This window comes from Salinactinospora qingdaonensis (genome assembly GCF_039539445.1).
Classification (GTDB): domain Bacteria; phylum Actinomycetota; class Actinomycetes; order Streptosporangiales; family Streptosporangiaceae; genus Salinactinospora; species Salinactinospora qingdaonensis.
The window spans coordinates 241,386-257,985 of record NZ_BAABDD010000003.1 but is presented as its reverse complement, the minus strand read 5'-3'; the positions used below and the strand labels follow the sequence as shown (position 1 = coordinate 257,985).

Genomic DNA, 16,600 nt, shown 5'->3' with positions numbered 1-16,600 from the left:
TGCCACGACGGGCGCCCTGCGGCGAGCCGCAGAAGCAGCCGGCGCCCAGCCGGGGAGCCTCCCTGGTCCACGCCCGTGGCGGGCGTACCCGCCACGGGCGTCACCCCGGTCTGTCGACCTCAGTGCTCGTGATCGTGTCCGTCGTGAGAATCGCCCGCCCCGGCGTCATCAGAGCCCGCCGGCTCCGACGACTGCGCCGACGCAGTCGGTGAGGGGGAGGCGGTCCCGCCGGGGGCGGAGGTGGCCGGCTGCTCGGCCTCCTCCTGGTGGTGGCCCGGTTCGACCTCTTCGCCATGGTGGCCGCTCTCGTCCTCTGAGGCCCCGTGCCCGTGCTCGTCGGCGGCCCCCACGGCCGCCGCCGTGGCGAACGCCACCGCCACCGCCGCTACGGCCACAGCACTGATCACGCCGCCGCCCACTGCCGTGCTTCGGGACCGACCAACCGTCGCCAAAAGTGCGCCGGCCACCACCACGGCTTCCAGAACGACCGTGATCAGGTCGGTCAACCCGACGGCCTCGGGCGTACCCGCATGGGCTCCGAAGGGCAAGCCGTAGAGCCGGCTGACCCCCCACAACCCGATGGAGCCCAGGTTCACCAGCGTGCCGAGCCACAGCAGCGCGGTACTGCCGCGCCATGCGGCGACAACGGCCCACAGCACCTGGAAGGCACCGATGACGATGAAGAACACGCCTGAAAGCCACCACCCGCTCCAGTGGCTCGGCGCCATGACCAGGTGGATCTGGCCGGCCCCGGCAGAGGCGGCCACACTGACGAAACGAGCGACATCACTGCCGCTCCATGAGGTGGAGCGACGACTACGACTCATGAAACAACTCCCGAATGCGGTCGAATGCCTGACGGCGGCATCGCCGCACCGCGGCCCGTGCCCGCCGCGAACGCGGGCATGACCCGGCGGCTCCTGGCACAGAGCAGGAGCCGCGCACACGGCAGCCGTGCCAGCCTGTCCCGAGGTGGGAAACAGCGACGGCGCCGTACGGGTGAGGCAAGAATGGCGCGCAGTGCGCGATGCCGGAGAAACCCGTGCCTCGCGGGCGCCGGTCGGCGCCGGTTCCACGCAAGGCGGTGGGCATCTAGACCCGCAGTACTGAGAGTTCGGTGAGTAATCGGCGGCCCGCCCGGCAGCGCCCCGCCGGCCGCGTCCATGGCGAGGGCAGCACCAGCCCCATGACCGGACTGGTCGCCGACGGCCACAAGGCCCCCAGCGGGAACGCCCAGAACAAGAAGATGAGCAGCACGAACGCGCTGGCCGCCCCACTCATGCACTCCACGTGCCGATGGCCTTCGGAACCGCTCCACTCCGAAGCCACGCCCGCGTTCACCGCCTCTGCCGCCGCGGCATGGTGGGGCAGAGGCGCGGCCTCACCATGCCCTGCCGCACTCGCCGTCGCGGTGCCATGGTGGGGGGTGGTGCTGTGCGGCGCGTGGGTCAGCGCGCCCCCGACGCCGTGCACCAGCATGGCCGAGAACAGTGCGCAGAACAGCGCCAGCGGCCATAGTGCGACCGCGGCTCGGCTGGAATGGGCACGCAACGGCAGGGCGACTTCCTCGTGGGGGGTTAGGCCAAAGCAGCGCACCTGGCGCTCGGTGCGAAGGAGAAGACTTGAGGAACTCTACCGACTGTTCTCGCGCCTGGCCATGCCCTTCCTCCGGCCGTCAAGGCACAGCCCCATACCGCGGAAGGGGCAACTGGCCACGGCGGCGCGAGCGCTGCCGGCCGGGCACCCGTGGCGCTACCGGCGCCGGGCTTCCCGGCGCTGCTGTGGCGAGGCGGTGCAGCCGCACTCCCCAACGGTGTGGGAAGAACCGCAGGAGCAAGAGACCCAGCGGCGGCCCCGCCCGAGCCACCAGGTGCCCGCGGCCAGCGCCGCCAGTCCTACGGCCAGCGCCGGCAGCCAGCCCACCAGCCAGGCGGCCCCGCTGCCGAGCACGCCGGCGGCGATCAGCACCGGCAACAGGCAGCAGGCGACACACGCGATCCCGGCCAGCCCGGCCAGCCCGGTCGTGAGCGGTCGGGGGCCGCCGCGTTCGGGGTCAGTCACGGTGGTCTCCCTCGGCGAGGTCGGCGAACGGCAACGGACAACAGGGGCTCTGCATGCACGCACTCAGGTCGTCGCAGCCCGCGTCCAGGGCGCTCATCAGCGTCGCGCGGATAGTGGTGAGGTCGGCGATCTTCTCCTCGACCTCGGCCAGCTTGGCCGCCGCCCGCCGCCGCAGTGCGGGCTCGTGGCGGTCGTGCCGGTGCCTGCCCGCCTCCAGCAGGTCGGCGACCTCGTCGAGGGTGAAGCCGAGCCGTTGGGCGGCCTTGATCACCCGCAGCACGGTCACCGTCTCCGGAGCGTACAGCCGATGCCCGCCGTTGCTGCGCACCGGCTTGGCCAGCAGCCCCCGCCGCTCGTAGTAGCGCAGCGTCTGCAAGTTCACCCCGGCCGCACGCGCGACCTGACCGCTGCGCAGCTTCGTCTCGCTCACCGTGTCACCCCTTCGCGAGCGCACTCGCCGCACGCCCCGCCAGCTCGTCCAGAATCGGTGTATGCCTCGCGGGCACCGTGACGTCCAGGTGCAGACCGTCGTCGTGGGAAGCGAAGCTGAATACGAAGAACGAGCAGCACTCCCGCTCCCGGCCGGCCAACTCCCGGGCGGTGTCCCTGTAGGCGTTTGCCAGCACCAGGTGCAGCCGGGTCGGCTCCGGCCGCGTCACCGTGCGCAGCGCCGCGGCGAACAGCGCCTCGAACTCGGTCTCGCGCGCCGGACGCTCCGCCAATGGCAGCGTGCACTCCTCAGGTACCCACTCCACGATCGGGCCTGTCGCTGTCGCAGGCGTGGCCTCCTCGGGGGGCGCGCAGGTGCACGAGCCCGCGCTCACACACTCCGGGCCGCACGCCGCGCCGTCGCCATGTGCTGCTGTCGTGCCACCGGGCGGCGCCGCGTGTCCGGCGGGGCCACAGCCGCACCCGCCGGCGGAGCCGTCGCTACCGTGACGGTTCATGCTCGCAGGATCGTCGTCTCTCATCACTTGGCCCTCTCTCATCGCCCAACGCCGGGCCGCTCTCGCTTGTTTCGCCGGTCCAGCAGCAGGCCCAGGACAACGCCGTAGACCAGGTGCAGCACCAGCGTTGCCACGGCGACTCTCGGCGTGATGGCGGTACCGAAGAGCCCCCAGCCCAGGTAAGGCAGCCACGCCAGCCCCATCAGCGCCCACAGCACCACGCCGCCGGCGAGTCCGTGCCACACGGTGACCCGCCGCGCCAACGCGGCCAGCAGCACAGCCGCCGTTGCCCCGTAGCCCAGGTGGGCGACGGCGGCCAACGCGACCAGACCCGGCTGGGGCAGCGCCCCCACGGTGTGGGAGACCAGCGCCGCCGGGATCGGCTTGGGCATCGGTGAGAGTCCGGTCGCCGTCGCGGCCAGCATCACCACGCTCATCGCCACCGTGGCCACCGCACCCCAGCCGGCCGCTGTCGCCAGCCGCTTCGCATCCGGCCTCGTTCCCGATGGGGCTCCCGTCGTGTCGCGTGCGGTCGTCATCCTCGCCAACCTTCCGCTGTCGTCGTGGACGCCCGTGAGCAGCCGGGCTGTCATCTCACGTCGACGGTAAGCCTGTACCCAGGTACAGGATGCAACCCCGTAGTGCCCGCCGTATTCGAGAAGCCTCGCCTTCGGCCACCTCCCCGGCGGGTGCGTGTCGACCGGGCGCGCGACGCGCCAGCCGCCGCGAACGTTTCAGCCAAGGGGCGACGGTGACCGCGGTCTACGACACTGGTCGCCACGACCGCGGCCCTCGAGGGAGCAAGTCGCCCCCGGCGGTGGCCGTGGCGGGCCGGCCGCCAGGGGCGAGCCCCACCCCAATCCACGGCCGGCCCTCCCCAGGGCGGGGCGGCCAGCCGGCCCCTCAGGGCGGGTGGCGCCGCCCCCCATCACCGCAGAGTGCGGTGGTTCCCCACGGGCGGCGCCGATCAAGGGCGCCTGCGGTGTCTCAGGCGCCGGCCGGGAACGCATCGACGCCAGTCAGGTCCGCTGAGAGGGCCCACAGCCGCGCGGCCTGCTCGGGGTCGACGGCATGGTCGCGAACACCGACGAACGCGGCGCCGTCCGCCGGAGCGGGGGCGGCGACGTCGCAGTCCTCGCAGTAGAGTCCGCCCATACCGGCCAGGTGGGGGGAGGTGGCGGCCCACACCTGTGTCGCCGCCCCCTGCTCCGGGGTCTTGAAGCTCGGGTCGGCCAGATTGCCGGCCTCGTCGACCCAGCCGGCGGCGACCATCTCCTCCCGTGTGAGGTGGCGCTGCAACGGGGTGAGGATGCTGCCCGGGTGCACCGAGAACGCCCGCACGCCCGCGTCACGGCCGAGCCGATCGAGGTGGACGGCCAGCAGCGCGTTGGCGGTCTTCGCCTGCCCGTAGGCCAGCCACTTGTCGTAGCCCCGCTCGAAGTGCACGTCGTCCCAGCGGATGCCCGACAGGTGGTGCCCGGCCGACGACACCGCGACCACGCGGGCTCCGCCGGGCTCCAACGCCGGCCACAGCAGGTTGACAAGCGCGTAGTGGCCAAGGTGGTTGGTCGCGAATTGCGACTCCCAGCCGGGGCCGACCAGCCGCTGCGGGCAGGCCATGACACCGGCGTTGTTGATCAGAATGTCCACGCTGTGGCCGGTGTCCAGGAACCGCCGCGCGAACCCACGAACGCTCGCGAGGTCGGAGAGGTCGAGTTCGTCGACCTCGACACCGGCGATGCCCGCCAGGGCCGCCGCGGCGGTTCGGGGGGTTCGGGCGCCGACGACGACGTGGGCGCCAGCCTCGGCGAGGGCGCGCGTCGTCTCCAGTCCGATCCCGGAGTGGCCGCCGGTGACGACCGCGCGCTTTCCGGACAGCTCGATTCCGTGCAAAACGTCTCGTGCGGTGCTGCGGGCGTCGAAGCCCGAGCCGATCATGTGCTGAACCGTTGTCACGAACAGAAACGCTAGGACCTGGAGCGCGCTCCAGGTCAAGGCGCGAGCCGTGTTCCCGCATCCGGCCTGTCCCGCTGGGGGTTCGCCGTCGGCCGGCTCCTGCAACGCATGGACTGGCGCGAGCGTCCCAGGGGACAGGTGACGGTGCCGGTATGGGGCGGGAGAGCCGATTCCCGCTCGCCCCTTGCTCGTGCTCTGGGGCGCCGTCCGCCCACGTCCTTATTCCACGCCCGATGGTTGTCTGGAGACACCCCATGCGGCTACGTGTCGCTGCCCTCGCCGGAGCCGCTCTCGCCTTACCGGCGGTGAGTGGGTGCCCCCCCCCGTGGCAGGCCGGCCAGGACCCGCCGACGCTGACAGCCCGGAAGGTGGCCGAAGAGTTCGCGGCTGCGGGGCTGCCCCTGTCCAACGCGCGCGACACCTCGGAGGGCTGCACGCCGGTCGAGGGCTGCATCTCGCGGGTCACCGCCGACGAGATCACCATCCACGGTTACCGCCTCATCGACGAGCCAGGGTCATACGCGGCGGCCAACTTCGAGGACTACTCTCACAAGGCCGAGATCGTCCTGGTCTACGACACCGCGGCCACGTCCGAAGAGCTGCGCTCCGCCTATGAGGAGGCGCTGGAACAGGCCTATGTCGACGAGCTTTGGCCCCGCGCCCGCGATCGAGGCTCGACAGCCCCGCCCGTTTCAGGGGCCGCCGGGAGGTGGCGCGCCCTACCGGCCATCCTGCTCCTCGTCTTCCAACAGCCACGCCAGCGCCCGGCCACGTTCGGGCCAGTCAAAGTAGCGCATCCGCAGCGGTGCCAAGGGCCATACCGGTTTGATGAGGAACCACAGGCGGTACATGAGCCGCGCCCATCCCGAGTCGCCGACCACGGCGTAGCTGCTGATGGTGATCTCCGGGCCGTAACTCAGGTCGGCGAAGGTGCCGTACCGGACGTGGGAACGGAAGATCGGGCCGGTCCAGCCGGGGATCTCCTCGTAGACGCGCACCGCCCCGTGCCGCTCGGTCTCCTCGGCGAGCCAGGCATAGAGGCGCTCGTAGTCCTGCCCGATGGCCGCGCCGCCGGCGCGCACCGCCACCAGGTTCCCGCCCGTGGACGCCAGCACCTCGAACCCGGCGAACTCAGCCGACGAAGCACCCATGGCGCGCTCTCCTCACTCTCGCCGCTCCCTTGCCTGCCTACCCCACGGCGCCTCAGTACGCATCCCTGCGTCGAGCCCCACAGCCCTGGCCGCCGGGGCGCTGCTGGCCGGCTCGTTCGGACAGGCCAGCTACCACCTGTTGACCGCTGAGCGGCAGCCGCACGCGGCACCGATGCCGGTGGTGGTGTTCGTCACTGTGTTGCCGGTTGCCGTGTTGGGGCTCTCCTCGGTGCTGCACCTGGCCAAGCGGCACAGCACTGTGCCGGATACCGGCAGCCTGCCGGAGACCGTGCCGGAACCGCTGCCGGAGGACGACCCCACACCGCCGGTGCCGGAGGGCACCCCGTGGGACCGGATACCCGCGTGGACAGCTGAGGACGACGCCTATATGGAGCACCTCGGCATGATCCGGCACGACTCCGGCGCACCTTCTGCCGCCAGCGGCACGCCCGGCACAGCCCCGGCATCCCCACGTGCCGCCGTCGACACCCGGCCCCGTGCCGACGTGATCCCGATGCCCGAGGACGATCCGCGGCGTGCCGCCCGCGACCTGATCCACGCCGCCCACATGGAAGGGCGGCAGATCACCGGCAGCGAGGTCGCCGCTGCCTGCGGCATGTCCGAACGGTGGGGCCGCAACCAGCTCGCCGCCTACCGCGCCACCACCGGCCAGACGGCCGACGCCCAGTAACCCCGCGCCGGGCGGCGTAATGGCCGCCCGGCCACCCACACGCCAGAACGGAGAACACCGTGGACCTCAACGCCCCCCTCGACGACGCCCGCATGTGCGCGCCCTGCGTGCGAGGCGCATGCGAAGAATGCCACGCGGTCGACCATCCGGACATGCCCGGGCTGTACGCCTGCCCCCACATGACCGGCGGCGCCTGCCCAAGGCCGACCGGACCCGCCGAGATCGGCCACGACTACGGCATCCCCACGCTCTCCCACGACAAGTAGACCCCCGCGCTGGGCGGCACACCCGCGTGCCGCCCAGCGGCAGCTGAACAGCACAGACAGGAGAACAACCATGCTCGAATACCACGCCGTGATGGTGCTGCGGCTGCCCTCCGGCGCCTACTACACCTACGACCAGGTCGCGGCCGTGTCCCCCGGCGTCACGCGCGCCCAGGTCTACACCAACGTCCTCGACGCCGCCCGCCGCGCGGCCCGCATCAACCCCCAGCTGGTCGACAAGACCGTGCCGGTGTGGTGGTCGCTGGAACCCAACCAGCTCTAAACCGCACCGGTGCGGCCCGCCCCATGGCTACCAACCGGGCGGGCCGCTCTCCCACGGATAGGAGTAGCCCCAGCATGACCGATCAGGCACACGAACGCGACCCCGCCCCACGGCCGGCCCCGGACAGCTCCGCCCCGGGGGAGGTGATCCCCTTCCCCGGCGCCGCCCTCGACCCCACCCCGACCGGTGGGGCGGTCGAGGCGACCGCCGACACTGCACGGTTGGTGGCCGACCGCGTAACGGCACTGTGGTTCCACCTGCGTGCCGCCGGAGGATGGCGTGCCGCCACCATTGCCGCCCACGGTGCCGCCTGCGTGCCGGTGGGCACCGGTCGCCTGGTCGCCACCGCACGGCTAGACGCGCTCCTAGCCGCCTTCTAGACGCCCGGGCGCCCCTAGCCGCTAGGGGCGCCCCGACCAGGGACCTAGCGGCCCTAGGCCACCTAGAAGGGGTGTCTGAACGGGGGGAGATTCGCCATGGAACCAGGTACGAAAACGGCCCCGCCCTCTAGCCTGAAGGTGCGACCCGATCAGGAAGGGCAGAGCCATGTCCGACGATAGCTCACCCGGCGAACGCCTCCGAGGAATCCGGCGCCGTCGAGGATTGACACAAGAGAAGCTCGCCGAACTCTCCGGCCTCAGCGCAGGCGTGGTCAAGAAGATCGAACGCGGTGGCACCGCGCGGCTGGAGACCTATCACGCCCTGGCGCGCGCGTTGCAGGTGTCCACGTCGGCGCTGTTCGAATCCCCCGCTCCCCAACAGAACACCCACGCCGATGACGACAAGATCGCCCTGCTCTCCCTGCGGCGGGCGATCTCGCCCCCGGTCACCCTCACCGGCCGACTCGGTTTAGACAACGTCGACGAGGAACCCGACCTAGAGAACCTGCGCGCGTCCGCACGCGCGGCGGCCCTCTCCTACCACCGCGACCACTATCCGGCCATGGCAGAGCTGCTGCCGGAGCTGGTGCGCTCCACCCACGCCGCCGTCGACCACTTCACCACCGGCGAGCAACACCGCCAAGCACGCGCCGTGCGCTCCGAGGTGTTGCAGATGGCCGGACGCTACCTCACCCAGGTCCGCGCCTACGATCTCGCGCACTTGGCGCTACGCGACGCCGTCAGCGACGCGGTGAGCATCGGCGACCAGCTCAACGCCGCCTCGGCCATCATCGGCCAAGCCTGGGTCCTGCTGCGTCAAGGACGTCTCGACGAGGCCGAACACCTCGCTGGCGACACCGCCGACGAGGTGGAGCCGCGCATCTCGCGCGCCTCCCGGGAGGAACTGGCTGCGTGGGGGTGGCTGCTGCTGCGCGCCTCCGCTTCGGCCGCCCGCAACAACCGGCCCGACCAAGCACGCGAACTCGTCCGGCTAGCCGGCACCGCTGGCTCTGCCCTCGGCACGGAGGTCGTTGATCACCTGCGCGGGTGGGGCACCTTCGGCCCGCTCACCGTGACGTTGAAGGCCATCGAGAACGAGATGGTCGCGGACCGGCCCGACCGCGTGCTGGCCATGTCCGAGCGGCTTCCTGACGGTGTGGGGCGGGCGACCTCGGACAACTGGAACCGCCACTGTCTCGACATCGCCCGCGCGCACGCGATGCGTCGCCATGGCGACGAGGCAACCCGCGTCCTCGTCGCGCTGCGCGCACGGTCGCCGCAGTGGCTCAAGCACCAACGGTTGGCCGCTGACGCGCTGCGCGACGTCCTGGCCACTCGGAAGCGAACTTTGACCAAGGACCAACGGGAACTCGCCGCCTTCCTCGCCGTCGAGGGATGAACCTTCGTATCCCCTCGCGCGAGAGCCATGGGAAACAGACACGCACCGTGTCTGTCCCCCACTGTGTCTGGGTCATAGCTTCGCGTCATGGCTACCGCGACCTCCGAGGAGACTGAACGCCTGAACCGCCTCACCGACACCTACCGGGGCCGGTGGCGTATCTGGCGTACCCGTGACCGTGCGGGCAACCCGGCCGGCTACGTCGCCACCAACCGGGGCGGCAACGGCTACGCGCCCACCATCCACGCCGCCACCCTCGACGAGCTGGAAGCGGCCTTAGCGGCACCACCACGGGCGATCGGCTACCCCTCCCTGGCCACACTCCAACGGGCGTTGGAGCGGCTATGAGCGAGGAAACCACCATCACGCTGTATGGCGGCCCGCTCGACGGCGCCCAAGTTGCGGTCGAGGCCCACTTCTCCCAACTGCTGCCACCGGGCGCCACCGGCATCGTGTTCGCAACCGAGACCACGTCTGGCTGTTACCGGCCGATCGTGGGCCGCTGGACCTACATCGGCCCGCCCCGCCCCGAAATCGACGAGGTCGAGTAGCGGTCCGTGAGACCGGGTCGCCCGTTGCTGTCCGACCCTCCCCCGGAGTCTGGGGCGGGCGACCCTCTATGCGGCGGGCTGGCCGTGGACCGTGGAGGGGGCACGGCCAGCCCGCCCACCACCGCCCTGTGCGGCGGGAAGACTAAAAGATCAAGACCAGGAAGAGAGATCAACAGTGGCCAAGTGCGGCATGTGCTACGGAGAGGGCGGCTGGTGGGAAACCGTCGACGGCCAAACCCCCGGGAAACGGCAAAGCAGGTGGGTCAAGTGCCCGGGCTGCAACGGGTCGGGGCAGAAGTGATGGACACGACCACGCACCGCGTAGAGGCGGCCATGGCCGCCGTGCCCCGTAGCCACTACATCCCTGACCGGGCGTGGGACCGCGGCCAGCCAATCGACCGCTCGACCGATCCTGAGCGGTGGCAGGCGCTCGTCGACGCCGACGATGCTGTCGTCACCCAGGTCGACCAGGGCGCCCCTGATGGCCCTGGTCTGGCCACCTCGTCTTCGTCGGCGCCGTCGGTGATGGCGCGCATGCTCGACGCTTTGGACGTGGCCGAGGGGATGCGGGTATTGGAGATCGGCACCGGCACCGGCTACAACGCCGCGCTGCTCGCTCACCTCGTCGGCGGCGAGGGCCACGTCGACACGGTCGAGGTCGACGAAGAGGTGGCCGCGGGTGCCCGCGGGCGGCTGGCCGAGGCCGGCCTGTCCAACGTGGCCGTCCACCACGGCGACGGCGCCGCCGGTCATCCCGACGGTGGCGCCTACGATCGGGTGATCGCCACCTGCGCGGTCTCGCGCATCCCCCAGGCGTGGATCTCGCAGGCGCCGGGCGGGGTGATCGTGGCGCCGTGGACACCGCATCCTCGCCAGCCGGGCGGACTGCTGGCTCGCCTCCAGGTCAGGGGCAATACGGCATCGGGCCGCTTCGCCGGTGATCTCGCGTTCATGTCGATACGTGGCGCCGGCGCGCCGGAGCCGGCCGCGACCGGGCTCAACCTAGAGCCTGACACCGCCGAAACCGTCACCACCGACCCGTGGGAGCTGCTCAGCCCGGATAGCGTGTGGCCGCTGTGGATCACGGTGCCCGGCTGGATCTACGGGATGCGCCGCGACGACGACCTCCCCTGGGTGATGTGGATCGCCAGCACTCATGAATACGGATGGGCACGCATCTCCCCAGCATCGGAGGGATACCTCGCCGAGCAGGGCGGACACCGCCGGGTGTGGGACGAACTGACGGCCGCCTGGCAGTGGTGGCACCACCACGGCACACCCGACAGCACCGAGTTCGGCCTGACCGTGGCCCCACACGGCGAGCACCGGACGTGGTTCGCCCCCAACGGCCCCACTTGGACCCACTGAGCTGTCCTCCTGAACGCCCTGACCTCGCGCGCCCCGGTTCTCCCCAGCCGGGGCGCGCGGCCACCATCCCCACCCCGGGAGGAGCCTCGTGACCAGCGGACGCCCCACTCCTCACCCACCGTCGGCCTACGTGACCCGCTACCAGCAGGGAATGAGTATCCGCCAGATCGCGCGTGAGCTGGGCGTGGCCTACGGCACCGTCCGTGACGCGCTCATCCGCGCCGGTGTGGAGCTACGCGGACGTGGCGGACCGCGACAGAGGCGCCGATAGATACACGGAAAGCGCCCCCCTGTGGTGCTTGAGTTCTAGTGGTGTGAGGGCGCTTTTGGCTCAAACTGGCTCAGGCACCGAATGATCCCCGCACATAGCGGGGCGGTTCATCTGACCGTCGACAGTGGGCGCGGTTACGTGGGCTGCTCCCCCCGACTGCGGGGTGGATGTAGAAGCTACCCACGCGGAACAGCGCGCCGATAATCAATCCCCGCGTGTGCGGGGCGAACCACCTCCCCCAGCAGCTATCAGGGGCGCCGCGTGTGGGAGGGGTGCCGGGACGTCGGGCACGGAGATGGCTGGTACCCGGCGCAAAAAACCTGGGGCCTCTCAGCACTCGCGGGAGCTGAGAGACCCCAGGTGAGCCGCGGAGGATGAGGGATTTGAACCCTCGAAGGGGTTGCCCCCTAACCGCATTAGCAGTGCGGCGCCATAGGCCACTAGGCGAATCCTCCTTGACTGCGATAAGCGTACCGACCCGAGTGGGGCGGGTGCAAAACGAGTCGGGGCCGTGTCAGCCCCACCGGGCTGAGCGATCCCGCGCAGGGCCGATATCGGGGTCAGGAGGTGGCGCGTTCGATGGCCAGGTCGGCGTCGTGGCGCAGCTTGGCCACCGCGCGCGAGATCGTGCTCTTCACGGTGCCCACACTGACCCCAAGGCGGGCTGCGATCTCAGCTTCGGGCATGTCCTCGTAGTAGCGCAGCAGCAGTGTCAGGCGCTGGCGTTCCGGTAGGCGCTCGACCGCGCGACGGACAGCGTCGGCGAGGTCGGTCTGCCACGTCGGATCGTCCACGCGCTGGTCGGGGATCTCGTCGGTAGGGAAGATCTCCATGTGCCTGCGGCGCCACTCCGAGATCTGAGTGTTGACCATCGCCCGCCGGACGTAGCCGTCGCGGGCGTGCGGGCTGGTGATGCGGTCCCATGCGAAGAACGTCTTCACCAAAGCGGCTTGTAGCAAGTCTTCGGCGTCGGCGTGGTTCCCGGTGAGGCCGTAGGCCATGCGCAGCAGCGCGGGTCCGCGCTGTTCGACATAGCGCGAGAACTCCTCGTATCTGGTTTGTCGCGTTGGCGCGTTCACACGACCACCGCCCCGCTCGCCGAACGCGCCGACCGTAATGGTGTCGGCGCGTGCCCTATATCACATGCTCACCTTCCTCACTGTTGCATGAGCTGCGTAAACATCAGTTCTCGCTGTTTCCACAATCCAGCAAAACGGACAAGAGCGACAATCTACTCTGGCCTTATGTGCCAGGGGTTTCGGGAGACGGTGGGCGTCCGAAAAACGGGCTGCCCTTGGGACGCCCACCGCGCGTGTCGCTCGTTAGGAGTGGACGAGCACGACCACGGCCTCGCTGGTGCGGTCGAGGGTGTCCGCGACGACCTTGTCGACCTCCGCCGCGGTCGGCGCTAGCGCGGCAGCGCTGGCCGGCGCGGCCACTGCCACGCTCAGCACAGGGGCGGCGGCGGCCACGGCTGCCACTCGGCCAAAGCGGCGAATACGAGAGATGCGGGGGGTGGCAACCTCGTTGAGCATGTCATTCCTTTCGCTGCACAAATAGAACATTTCGGGATACAGCATTGCTGTGAACCCTTCGTATATACATGAACGCATAGAGTCACAGTTTCATGCAAGTTGAGTAACTGGTTTTTTTCACGCCGTAACAAGTTAGAAATATTTATCGGTCCAGTTAGGCCCATACAGCAGACGGTGTGCGGCGGTTTATACCGTTAGCCCGATTAGGCAGTGGGGTCTGCGCGACAATGGCCTGAGGCCGCAGCACATCCGGATATCCAAGGCAATTGGTGGAAAAGGGAAGGGGTTGATGGTGTCGAGAACGGAGGAGCGCCGCCGGTTTACGGCCGCCTTATTGGGCCCGTCCGCCGCCCCGGTCCCCGACGATCCCAGCGCACGCGTCGCGCGGGGGATGCTGTTGGACGTCAGCCCGCACACGCTCAGCGTGGCCACCGCGCAGGGGGAGGAGAGATTCGTCCTCGCGCGAGACACCACCTGCTGGCGGGGCCGCGACGTGACCTCCACCGAACTGACCCCCGGCCACGACGTCATCATCCGCCGCAACCCCCACAGCAGAACGGTGGCGGAGCGAGTATGGAGCGACCTCGCCCGTGTGACCGGGGTGATCACCGCCTACGACGGTGAACTCCTCGAGGTCGCCCCCGGCCACGACCGCGAGCGGGTCAGGCTCGTCATCCCCTACCGTGCATCCGGCCGGATGCGCGTACGCCACCACAAGCTCGAACCCGGCTACCTGTTCGACGCCATCGGGGTCTGGGAGAACGGGATAGTGAACGCCCTGCTGCCCGCCACCTCACAACCGCCCTACCCCGCCGCAGAGGCCCCGCCCCCGCCCCCCGTACGCCACCGCCCCGCCCGGGTGAGCGGCATGGTCTCCTGGTACGACCCCACTCACGGTCGGCTTCCCACCACCGATGCCGCAGCCACCCGCGCCGGTGCCGCCTACCCCGCCTTGGACCGCGCCGGTGACTGTGGAACCGAGTGCGATCGAGTGAAGAGCTGCGTTCCCCTGCCCCAACTATCGATCGGTGCGACCTTCCAATTGCGCAATGACTGCACCGGAGACACGGCCGCGATCCCCGTCGTCGCCTGTGGCGCGGCGATCAGCCACTTCTGTGATCGGTGTGTCACCTGCGGTTTCAGTGAGCGCGGCCGTATCGCCCAACTGACCCTCGCCAGCTACATCGCTTTGGGCGGCGTCCCCGAAGCTGGCTGCTTCAACGCGACTATGACGGTGGGTTGACCCGTGATCGAGATACTCCGTGAAGTCCAACTGCCCGTGATCAGCGCTGCCCTGCTGCTCGCGGCGTTGACGAAGTTCGCCGACCGTTCGACACAGGGGCAGGGGCCCCAAGCGGTGCTGCTGCCCTCCTGGCTGCACCGTCCGTCGGCCCTGGCCATCGCCGCTACCGAGGCCATCGCCGGAGTGCTCCTACTGCTGTGCTTCGGAGCGCTCGGAGACATCGTGCGCGCCGCCACGGTCGCGCTGTTCGCAGTGGCGACGGCGGCGCTGATCCAGACGCGCGAGCACGAGCCCGAGAAAGGGTGTGGGTGCTTTGGCGGGCTCAGCACGACCCCGGTGGGCTGGCGCACGATCAGCCGCGCCGCCCTGTTCGCCGTAGCCGCGGCGGTGACAGTGGGCGTCACCCCTTCCGGGCTTGGTGTGCTGACACAATTGACGCTGCCGCACCTGGCCGTGATGCTCGGCGAGGTCGCCCTGATCGCCGTCCTGTCACCCGAGTTCAAGGAACTCATCCAGCGCCTTTACTACCGCGATCCCTGCGATATTCGCGACGTGCCGCTGAACCGGAGCTTGGCGCGGCTGTACACCAGCGACGCTTGGCGCGAGCATGTCGAACTGCTCGACTCCTCGGAGCCGGTCGACGTCTGGCGGCAGAAGTGCCTGCGCTTCCTCAGGTTCCGCGGTACCCGCGCCGGACGTCCCGCCGATGTGATCTTCGCCGTTCCCCTGTCGAGACGGCGCTCTGTGGTGCGCTCTGTCGTGCTCGACACGACCGACTCCGATCAGCTCGTATAACGCTTTCTAGTGGATTTGCTAGACGGAGCTAGAAAGTCCGATGTGAGGGCCAGCACTTCCGCTGCGCCTTCAGTCGGGCCGGCTCCGCAGGAAGTGGCCGAAGTGGGGCACCGTGAAGGCGATGAGACCGCGCTCGGCGCTGTAGACGAGTCCTTTCTTAAGGAGGCTGTCACGGGCCGGTGACAGACTCGACGGGCGCCGGCCCAGCGACTTCGCGATCTCGTTGGTGGGGACGGGCTCCTCGCCCAGCGCAGCCATGGCACGCATGTACTCGCGTTCGGCGGGAGTGGCCCGCTCGTACCTGCTGCCGAAGAAGCCCACCGCCAGTTCCTCCTCAGCCTCGGGCGCGGCCACTGTGACGTCCTCGGCGGTGATGGGGCTGTGCAGCGCGAGATCCCACGTGACCTTGCCGTATGCCTGCACGAAGAAGGGGTAGCCGTCGGAGATCTCGTAGAGCGTCGCTAGCGCCTCGGGGGTGAAGCTGACGTCCTCCAGATGCGCCGGTGCGCTCAGCGCGTAGTCGGCCGCCTCCCGGCTGAGGCGGTCGATGCGGGTGTAGCGGAACAGCCGTTCCGAATAGCTCTTGCTCGCCGACAGCACTGCCGGCAGGTGGGGCAGGCCGGCACCCACCACGATGAGGGGACCGCCGATCTGCGACAGTTCGTGACAGGCGGCGCACAGGGCCGAGATGTCCTCGGTGGGGACATCCTGCATCTCGTCGATGAACAGCACGATGCCCACCCCCAGGTCGGTGGCCACCGATGCGGCGTCGACGAACAGCTCCATCAGGTCGATCTCCAGGTCACCGGAGTCGGCGCGCCCCCGCACGGCGGGAACCTCGATACCCGGCTGCCACCGGGCGCCGCCTTTGCTGTTCCTGCTCGGCTTCTCGTCGTCGGTTTTGGCTTGGGCAAACGCCTTGAGTACTCCCAGCACGTGCTCGACGCGCTCGGGGGCGCGGTGGCGCGGTGCGAGTTCGCGCAGTGCCATGTGCAGGGCCGCCGCCATCGGGCGGCGGATCGACTGGTCGGGTCGGGCCTCGATCTTTCCCGTGCCCCACAGGCGCTGAATCGCCATGGAGCGAAACGTGTTGAGCAGGACTGTCTTTCCCACCCCGCGCAACCCTGTGAGCACGGTGCTGCGTTCGGGGCGCCCGCGCGCGACCCGTTCCAGCACCACTTCGAACTGACGCACCTCACGCTCCCGGCCGGCCAACTCTGGAGGCCGCTGGCCGGCGCCAGGGGCGTAGGGGTTACGCACGGGGTCCATGCGATCGGACTCTATACGTGTTTCTAGCGCTGCTTCTAGAGAGCGGTAGAAAACCGCAGAAGAGGTCGCCTCCCACGCCACTTCGCGCAGAGCGCGGCGCTCACCGCGCGTTCCAGAGAGGGAACGGGGAGCGGACCGGACCGCACCGGGACGCGCGGTCAGTGGACCTGGTGCGGGCGCTGCCGGGACCGTACGACTCCCCATCCCCTCATCCTTCCGTTTTCGAACCTGTGTTCGATCACGTATGAGTGTAGGGGACACCGGGCTTTCTCGCCAACGGGCACACCGCCTTCGCCGCGCCCCGTGCCAGGGCGGGACGCGGCGGACATCGGAAGCGCCAGCGGCGTCCCCGAGCAACAGCGAGGGCGCTCGCGCAGGCGCGGGGCACCACCTCAGCACCGGTGGGCGGGGCCTCTACGTTTTTGTCAAGTGAGACG

22 protein-coding genes and 1 tRNA gene are annotated in these 16,600 nt (G+C 69.8%); 11 read left to right on the top strand and 12 right to left on the bottom strand.

From position 1 onward, the window contains the following. Positions 1-119 precede the first annotated feature (119 nt). From ABD848_RS05085 to ABD848_RS05050, 8 genes are all read right to left on the bottom strand, one after another. Positions 120-827 carry a hypothetical protein gene (locus tag ABD848_RS05085; protein ID WP_344967808.1) on the bottom strand — a complete coding sequence of 236 codons (708 nt, stop codon included), beginning with the start codon at positions 825-827 and terminating at the stop codon, positions 120-122. A 265-nt stretch (positions 828-1,092) separates the two neighbouring features. Continuing rightward, positions 1,093-1,596: a hypothetical protein gene (locus ABD848_RS05080; protein ID WP_344967806.1), complete on the bottom strand. Its 504-nt coding sequence runs from the start codon at positions 1,594-1,596 to the stop codon at positions 1,093-1,095. Positions 1,597-1,752: 156 nt separating this feature from the next. After that, the gene (locus ABD848_RS05075; RefSeq protein WP_344967805.1) at positions 1,753-2,061 is read right to left on the bottom strand and encodes a hypothetical protein; all 309 of its coding nucleotides are present in this window, start codon (positions 2,059-2,061) and stop codon (positions 1,753-1,755) included. Continuing rightward, positions 2,054-2,491: a MerR family transcriptional regulator gene (locus tag ABD848_RS05070; RefSeq protein ID WP_344967803.1), complete on the bottom strand. Its 438-nt coding sequence runs from the start codon at positions 2,489-2,491 to the stop codon at positions 2,054-2,056. The genes ABD848_RS05075 and ABD848_RS05070 overlap by 8 nt, the downstream gene beginning before the upstream one ends. Before the next feature lie 4 nt (positions 2,492-2,495). Then, positions 2,496-3,008, bottom strand: coding sequence for a hypothetical protein (locus ABD848_RS05065; protein ID WP_344967801.1), 513 nt, complete (start codon positions 3,006-3,008; stop codon positions 2,496-2,498). A gap of 38 nt (positions 3,009-3,046) precedes the next feature. After that, the gene (locus ABD848_RS05060) at positions 3,047-3,547 is read right to left on the bottom strand and encodes a DUF6789 family protein (RefSeq protein WP_344967800.1); all 501 of its coding nucleotides are present in this window, start codon (positions 3,545-3,547) and stop codon (positions 3,047-3,049) included. Positions 3,548-3,995: 448 nt separating this feature from the next. After that, the gene (locus tag ABD848_RS05055; protein ID WP_344967798.1) at positions 3,996-4,964 is read right to left on the bottom strand and encodes an SDR family NAD(P)-dependent oxidoreductase; all 969 of its coding nucleotides are present in this window, start codon (positions 4,962-4,964) and stop codon (positions 3,996-3,998) included. A 719-nt stretch (positions 4,965-5,683) separates the two neighbouring features. Continuing rightward, positions 5,684-6,115 (bottom strand): SpoIIAA family protein, encoded by a 432-nt coding sequence (locus tag ABD848_RS05050; RefSeq protein ID WP_344967796.1) that lies wholly within the window; start codon positions 6,113-6,115, stop codon positions 5,684-5,686. On the opposite strand from ABD848_RS05050, the gene ABD848_RS05045 reads away from it, so the two are divergent. The 9 genes from ABD848_RS05045 to ABD848_RS05005 all read left to right on the top strand — a co-directional run bounded on the left by ABD848_RS05045 (position 6,114) and on the right by ABD848_RS05005 (position 11,321). After that, positions 6,114-6,806: a hypothetical protein gene (locus tag ABD848_RS05045; protein ID WP_344967794.1), complete on the top strand. Its 693-nt coding sequence runs from the start codon at positions 6,114-6,116 to the stop codon at positions 6,804-6,806. The two genes, ABD848_RS05050 and ABD848_RS05045, sit on opposite strands and share 2 nt — an antisense overlap. Positions 6,807-6,865: 59 nt before the next feature. Continuing rightward, on the top strand, positions 6,866-7,072 hold the full coding sequence (locus ABD848_RS05040; RefSeq protein ID WP_344967792.1) for a hypothetical protein: 207 nt from the start codon (positions 6,866-6,868) through the stop codon (positions 7,070-7,072). A gap of 70 nt (positions 7,073-7,142) precedes the next feature. Continuing rightward, on the top strand, positions 7,143-7,352 hold the full coding sequence (locus tag ABD848_RS05035; RefSeq protein ID WP_344967790.1) for a hypothetical protein: 210 nt from the start codon (positions 7,143-7,145) through the stop codon (positions 7,350-7,352). A gap of 74 nt (positions 7,353-7,426) precedes the next feature. Next, positions 7,427-7,732, top strand: a complete 306-nt coding sequence (locus tag ABD848_RS05030) for a hypothetical protein (protein ID WP_344967788.1) — start codon at positions 7,427-7,429, stop codon at positions 7,730-7,732. A gap of 166 nt (positions 7,733-7,898) precedes the next feature. Continuing rightward, positions 7,899-9,131 (top strand): helix-turn-helix domain-containing protein, encoded by a 1,233-nt coding sequence (locus ABD848_RS05025; RefSeq protein WP_344967786.1) that lies wholly within the window; start codon positions 7,899-7,901, stop codon positions 9,129-9,131. A gap of 87 nt (positions 9,132-9,218) precedes the next feature. After that, the gene (locus ABD848_RS05020) at positions 9,219-9,479 is read left to right on the top strand and encodes a hypothetical protein (RefSeq protein ID WP_344967784.1); all 261 of its coding nucleotides are present in this window, start codon (positions 9,219-9,221) and stop codon (positions 9,477-9,479) included. Continuing rightward, positions 9,476-9,682, top strand: coding sequence for a hypothetical protein (locus ABD848_RS05015; protein ID WP_344967782.1), 207 nt, complete (start codon positions 9,476-9,478; stop codon positions 9,680-9,682). The genes ABD848_RS05020 and ABD848_RS05015 overlap by 4 nt, the downstream gene beginning before the upstream one ends. Before the next feature lie 300 nt (positions 9,683-9,982). Beyond that, positions 9,983-11,050, top strand: a complete 1,068-nt coding sequence (locus ABD848_RS05010) for a methyltransferase domain-containing protein (RefSeq protein ID WP_344967780.1) — start codon at positions 9,983-9,985, stop codon at positions 11,048-11,050. Positions 11,051-11,138: 88 nt separating this feature from the next. Next, positions 11,139-11,321, top strand: coding sequence for a helix-turn-helix domain-containing protein (locus ABD848_RS05005; protein WP_344967778.1), 183 nt, complete (start codon positions 11,139-11,141; stop codon positions 11,319-11,321). Positions 11,322-11,689: 368 nt separating this feature from the next. Here ABD848_RS05005 and ABD848_RS05000 read toward each other — a convergent pair. The 3 genes from ABD848_RS05000 to ABD848_RS04990 all read right to left on the bottom strand — a co-directional run bounded on the left by ABD848_RS05000 (position 11,690) and on the right by ABD848_RS04990 (position 12,856). Then, positions 11,690-11,776: transfer RNA gene (locus tag ABD848_RS05000), tRNA-Ser, on the bottom strand. A 105-nt stretch (positions 11,777-11,881) separates the two neighbouring features. Then, positions 11,882-12,400, bottom strand: coding sequence for a SigE family RNA polymerase sigma factor (locus ABD848_RS04995; RefSeq protein WP_344967776.1), 519 nt, complete (start codon positions 12,398-12,400; stop codon positions 11,882-11,884). A 243-nt stretch (positions 12,401-12,643) separates the two neighbouring features. After that, positions 12,644-12,856 carry a hypothetical protein gene (locus ABD848_RS04990; protein ID WP_344967774.1) on the bottom strand — a complete coding sequence of 71 codons (213 nt, stop codon included), beginning with the start codon at positions 12,854-12,856 and terminating at the stop codon, positions 12,644-12,646. 289 nt (positions 12,857-13,145) lie between these two features. On the opposite strand from ABD848_RS04990, the gene ABD848_RS04985 reads away from it, so the two are divergent. Together ABD848_RS04985 and ABD848_RS04980 are read left to right on the top strand one after the other, a co-directional pair. Next, positions 13,146-14,099: a hypothetical protein gene (locus ABD848_RS04985; protein ID WP_344967772.1), complete on the top strand. Its 954-nt coding sequence runs from the start codon at positions 13,146-13,148 to the stop codon at positions 14,097-14,099. Positions 14,100-14,102: 3 nt separating this feature from the next. Further along, complete coding sequence (locus tag ABD848_RS04980; protein WP_344967770.1) at positions 14,103-14,894, top strand: MauE/DoxX family redox-associated membrane protein; 792 nt, start codon at positions 14,103-14,105, stop codon at positions 14,892-14,894. Between the two features lie 69 nt (positions 14,895-14,963). On the opposite strand, the gene ABD848_RS04975 is transcribed toward ABD848_RS04980, so the two are convergent. Beyond that, the gene (locus tag ABD848_RS04975; RefSeq protein WP_344967768.1) at positions 14,964-16,163 is read right to left on the bottom strand and encodes an ATP-binding protein; all 1,200 of its coding nucleotides are present in this window, start codon (positions 16,161-16,163) and stop codon (positions 14,964-14,966) included. Positions 16,164-16,600 lie beyond the last annotated feature (437 nt).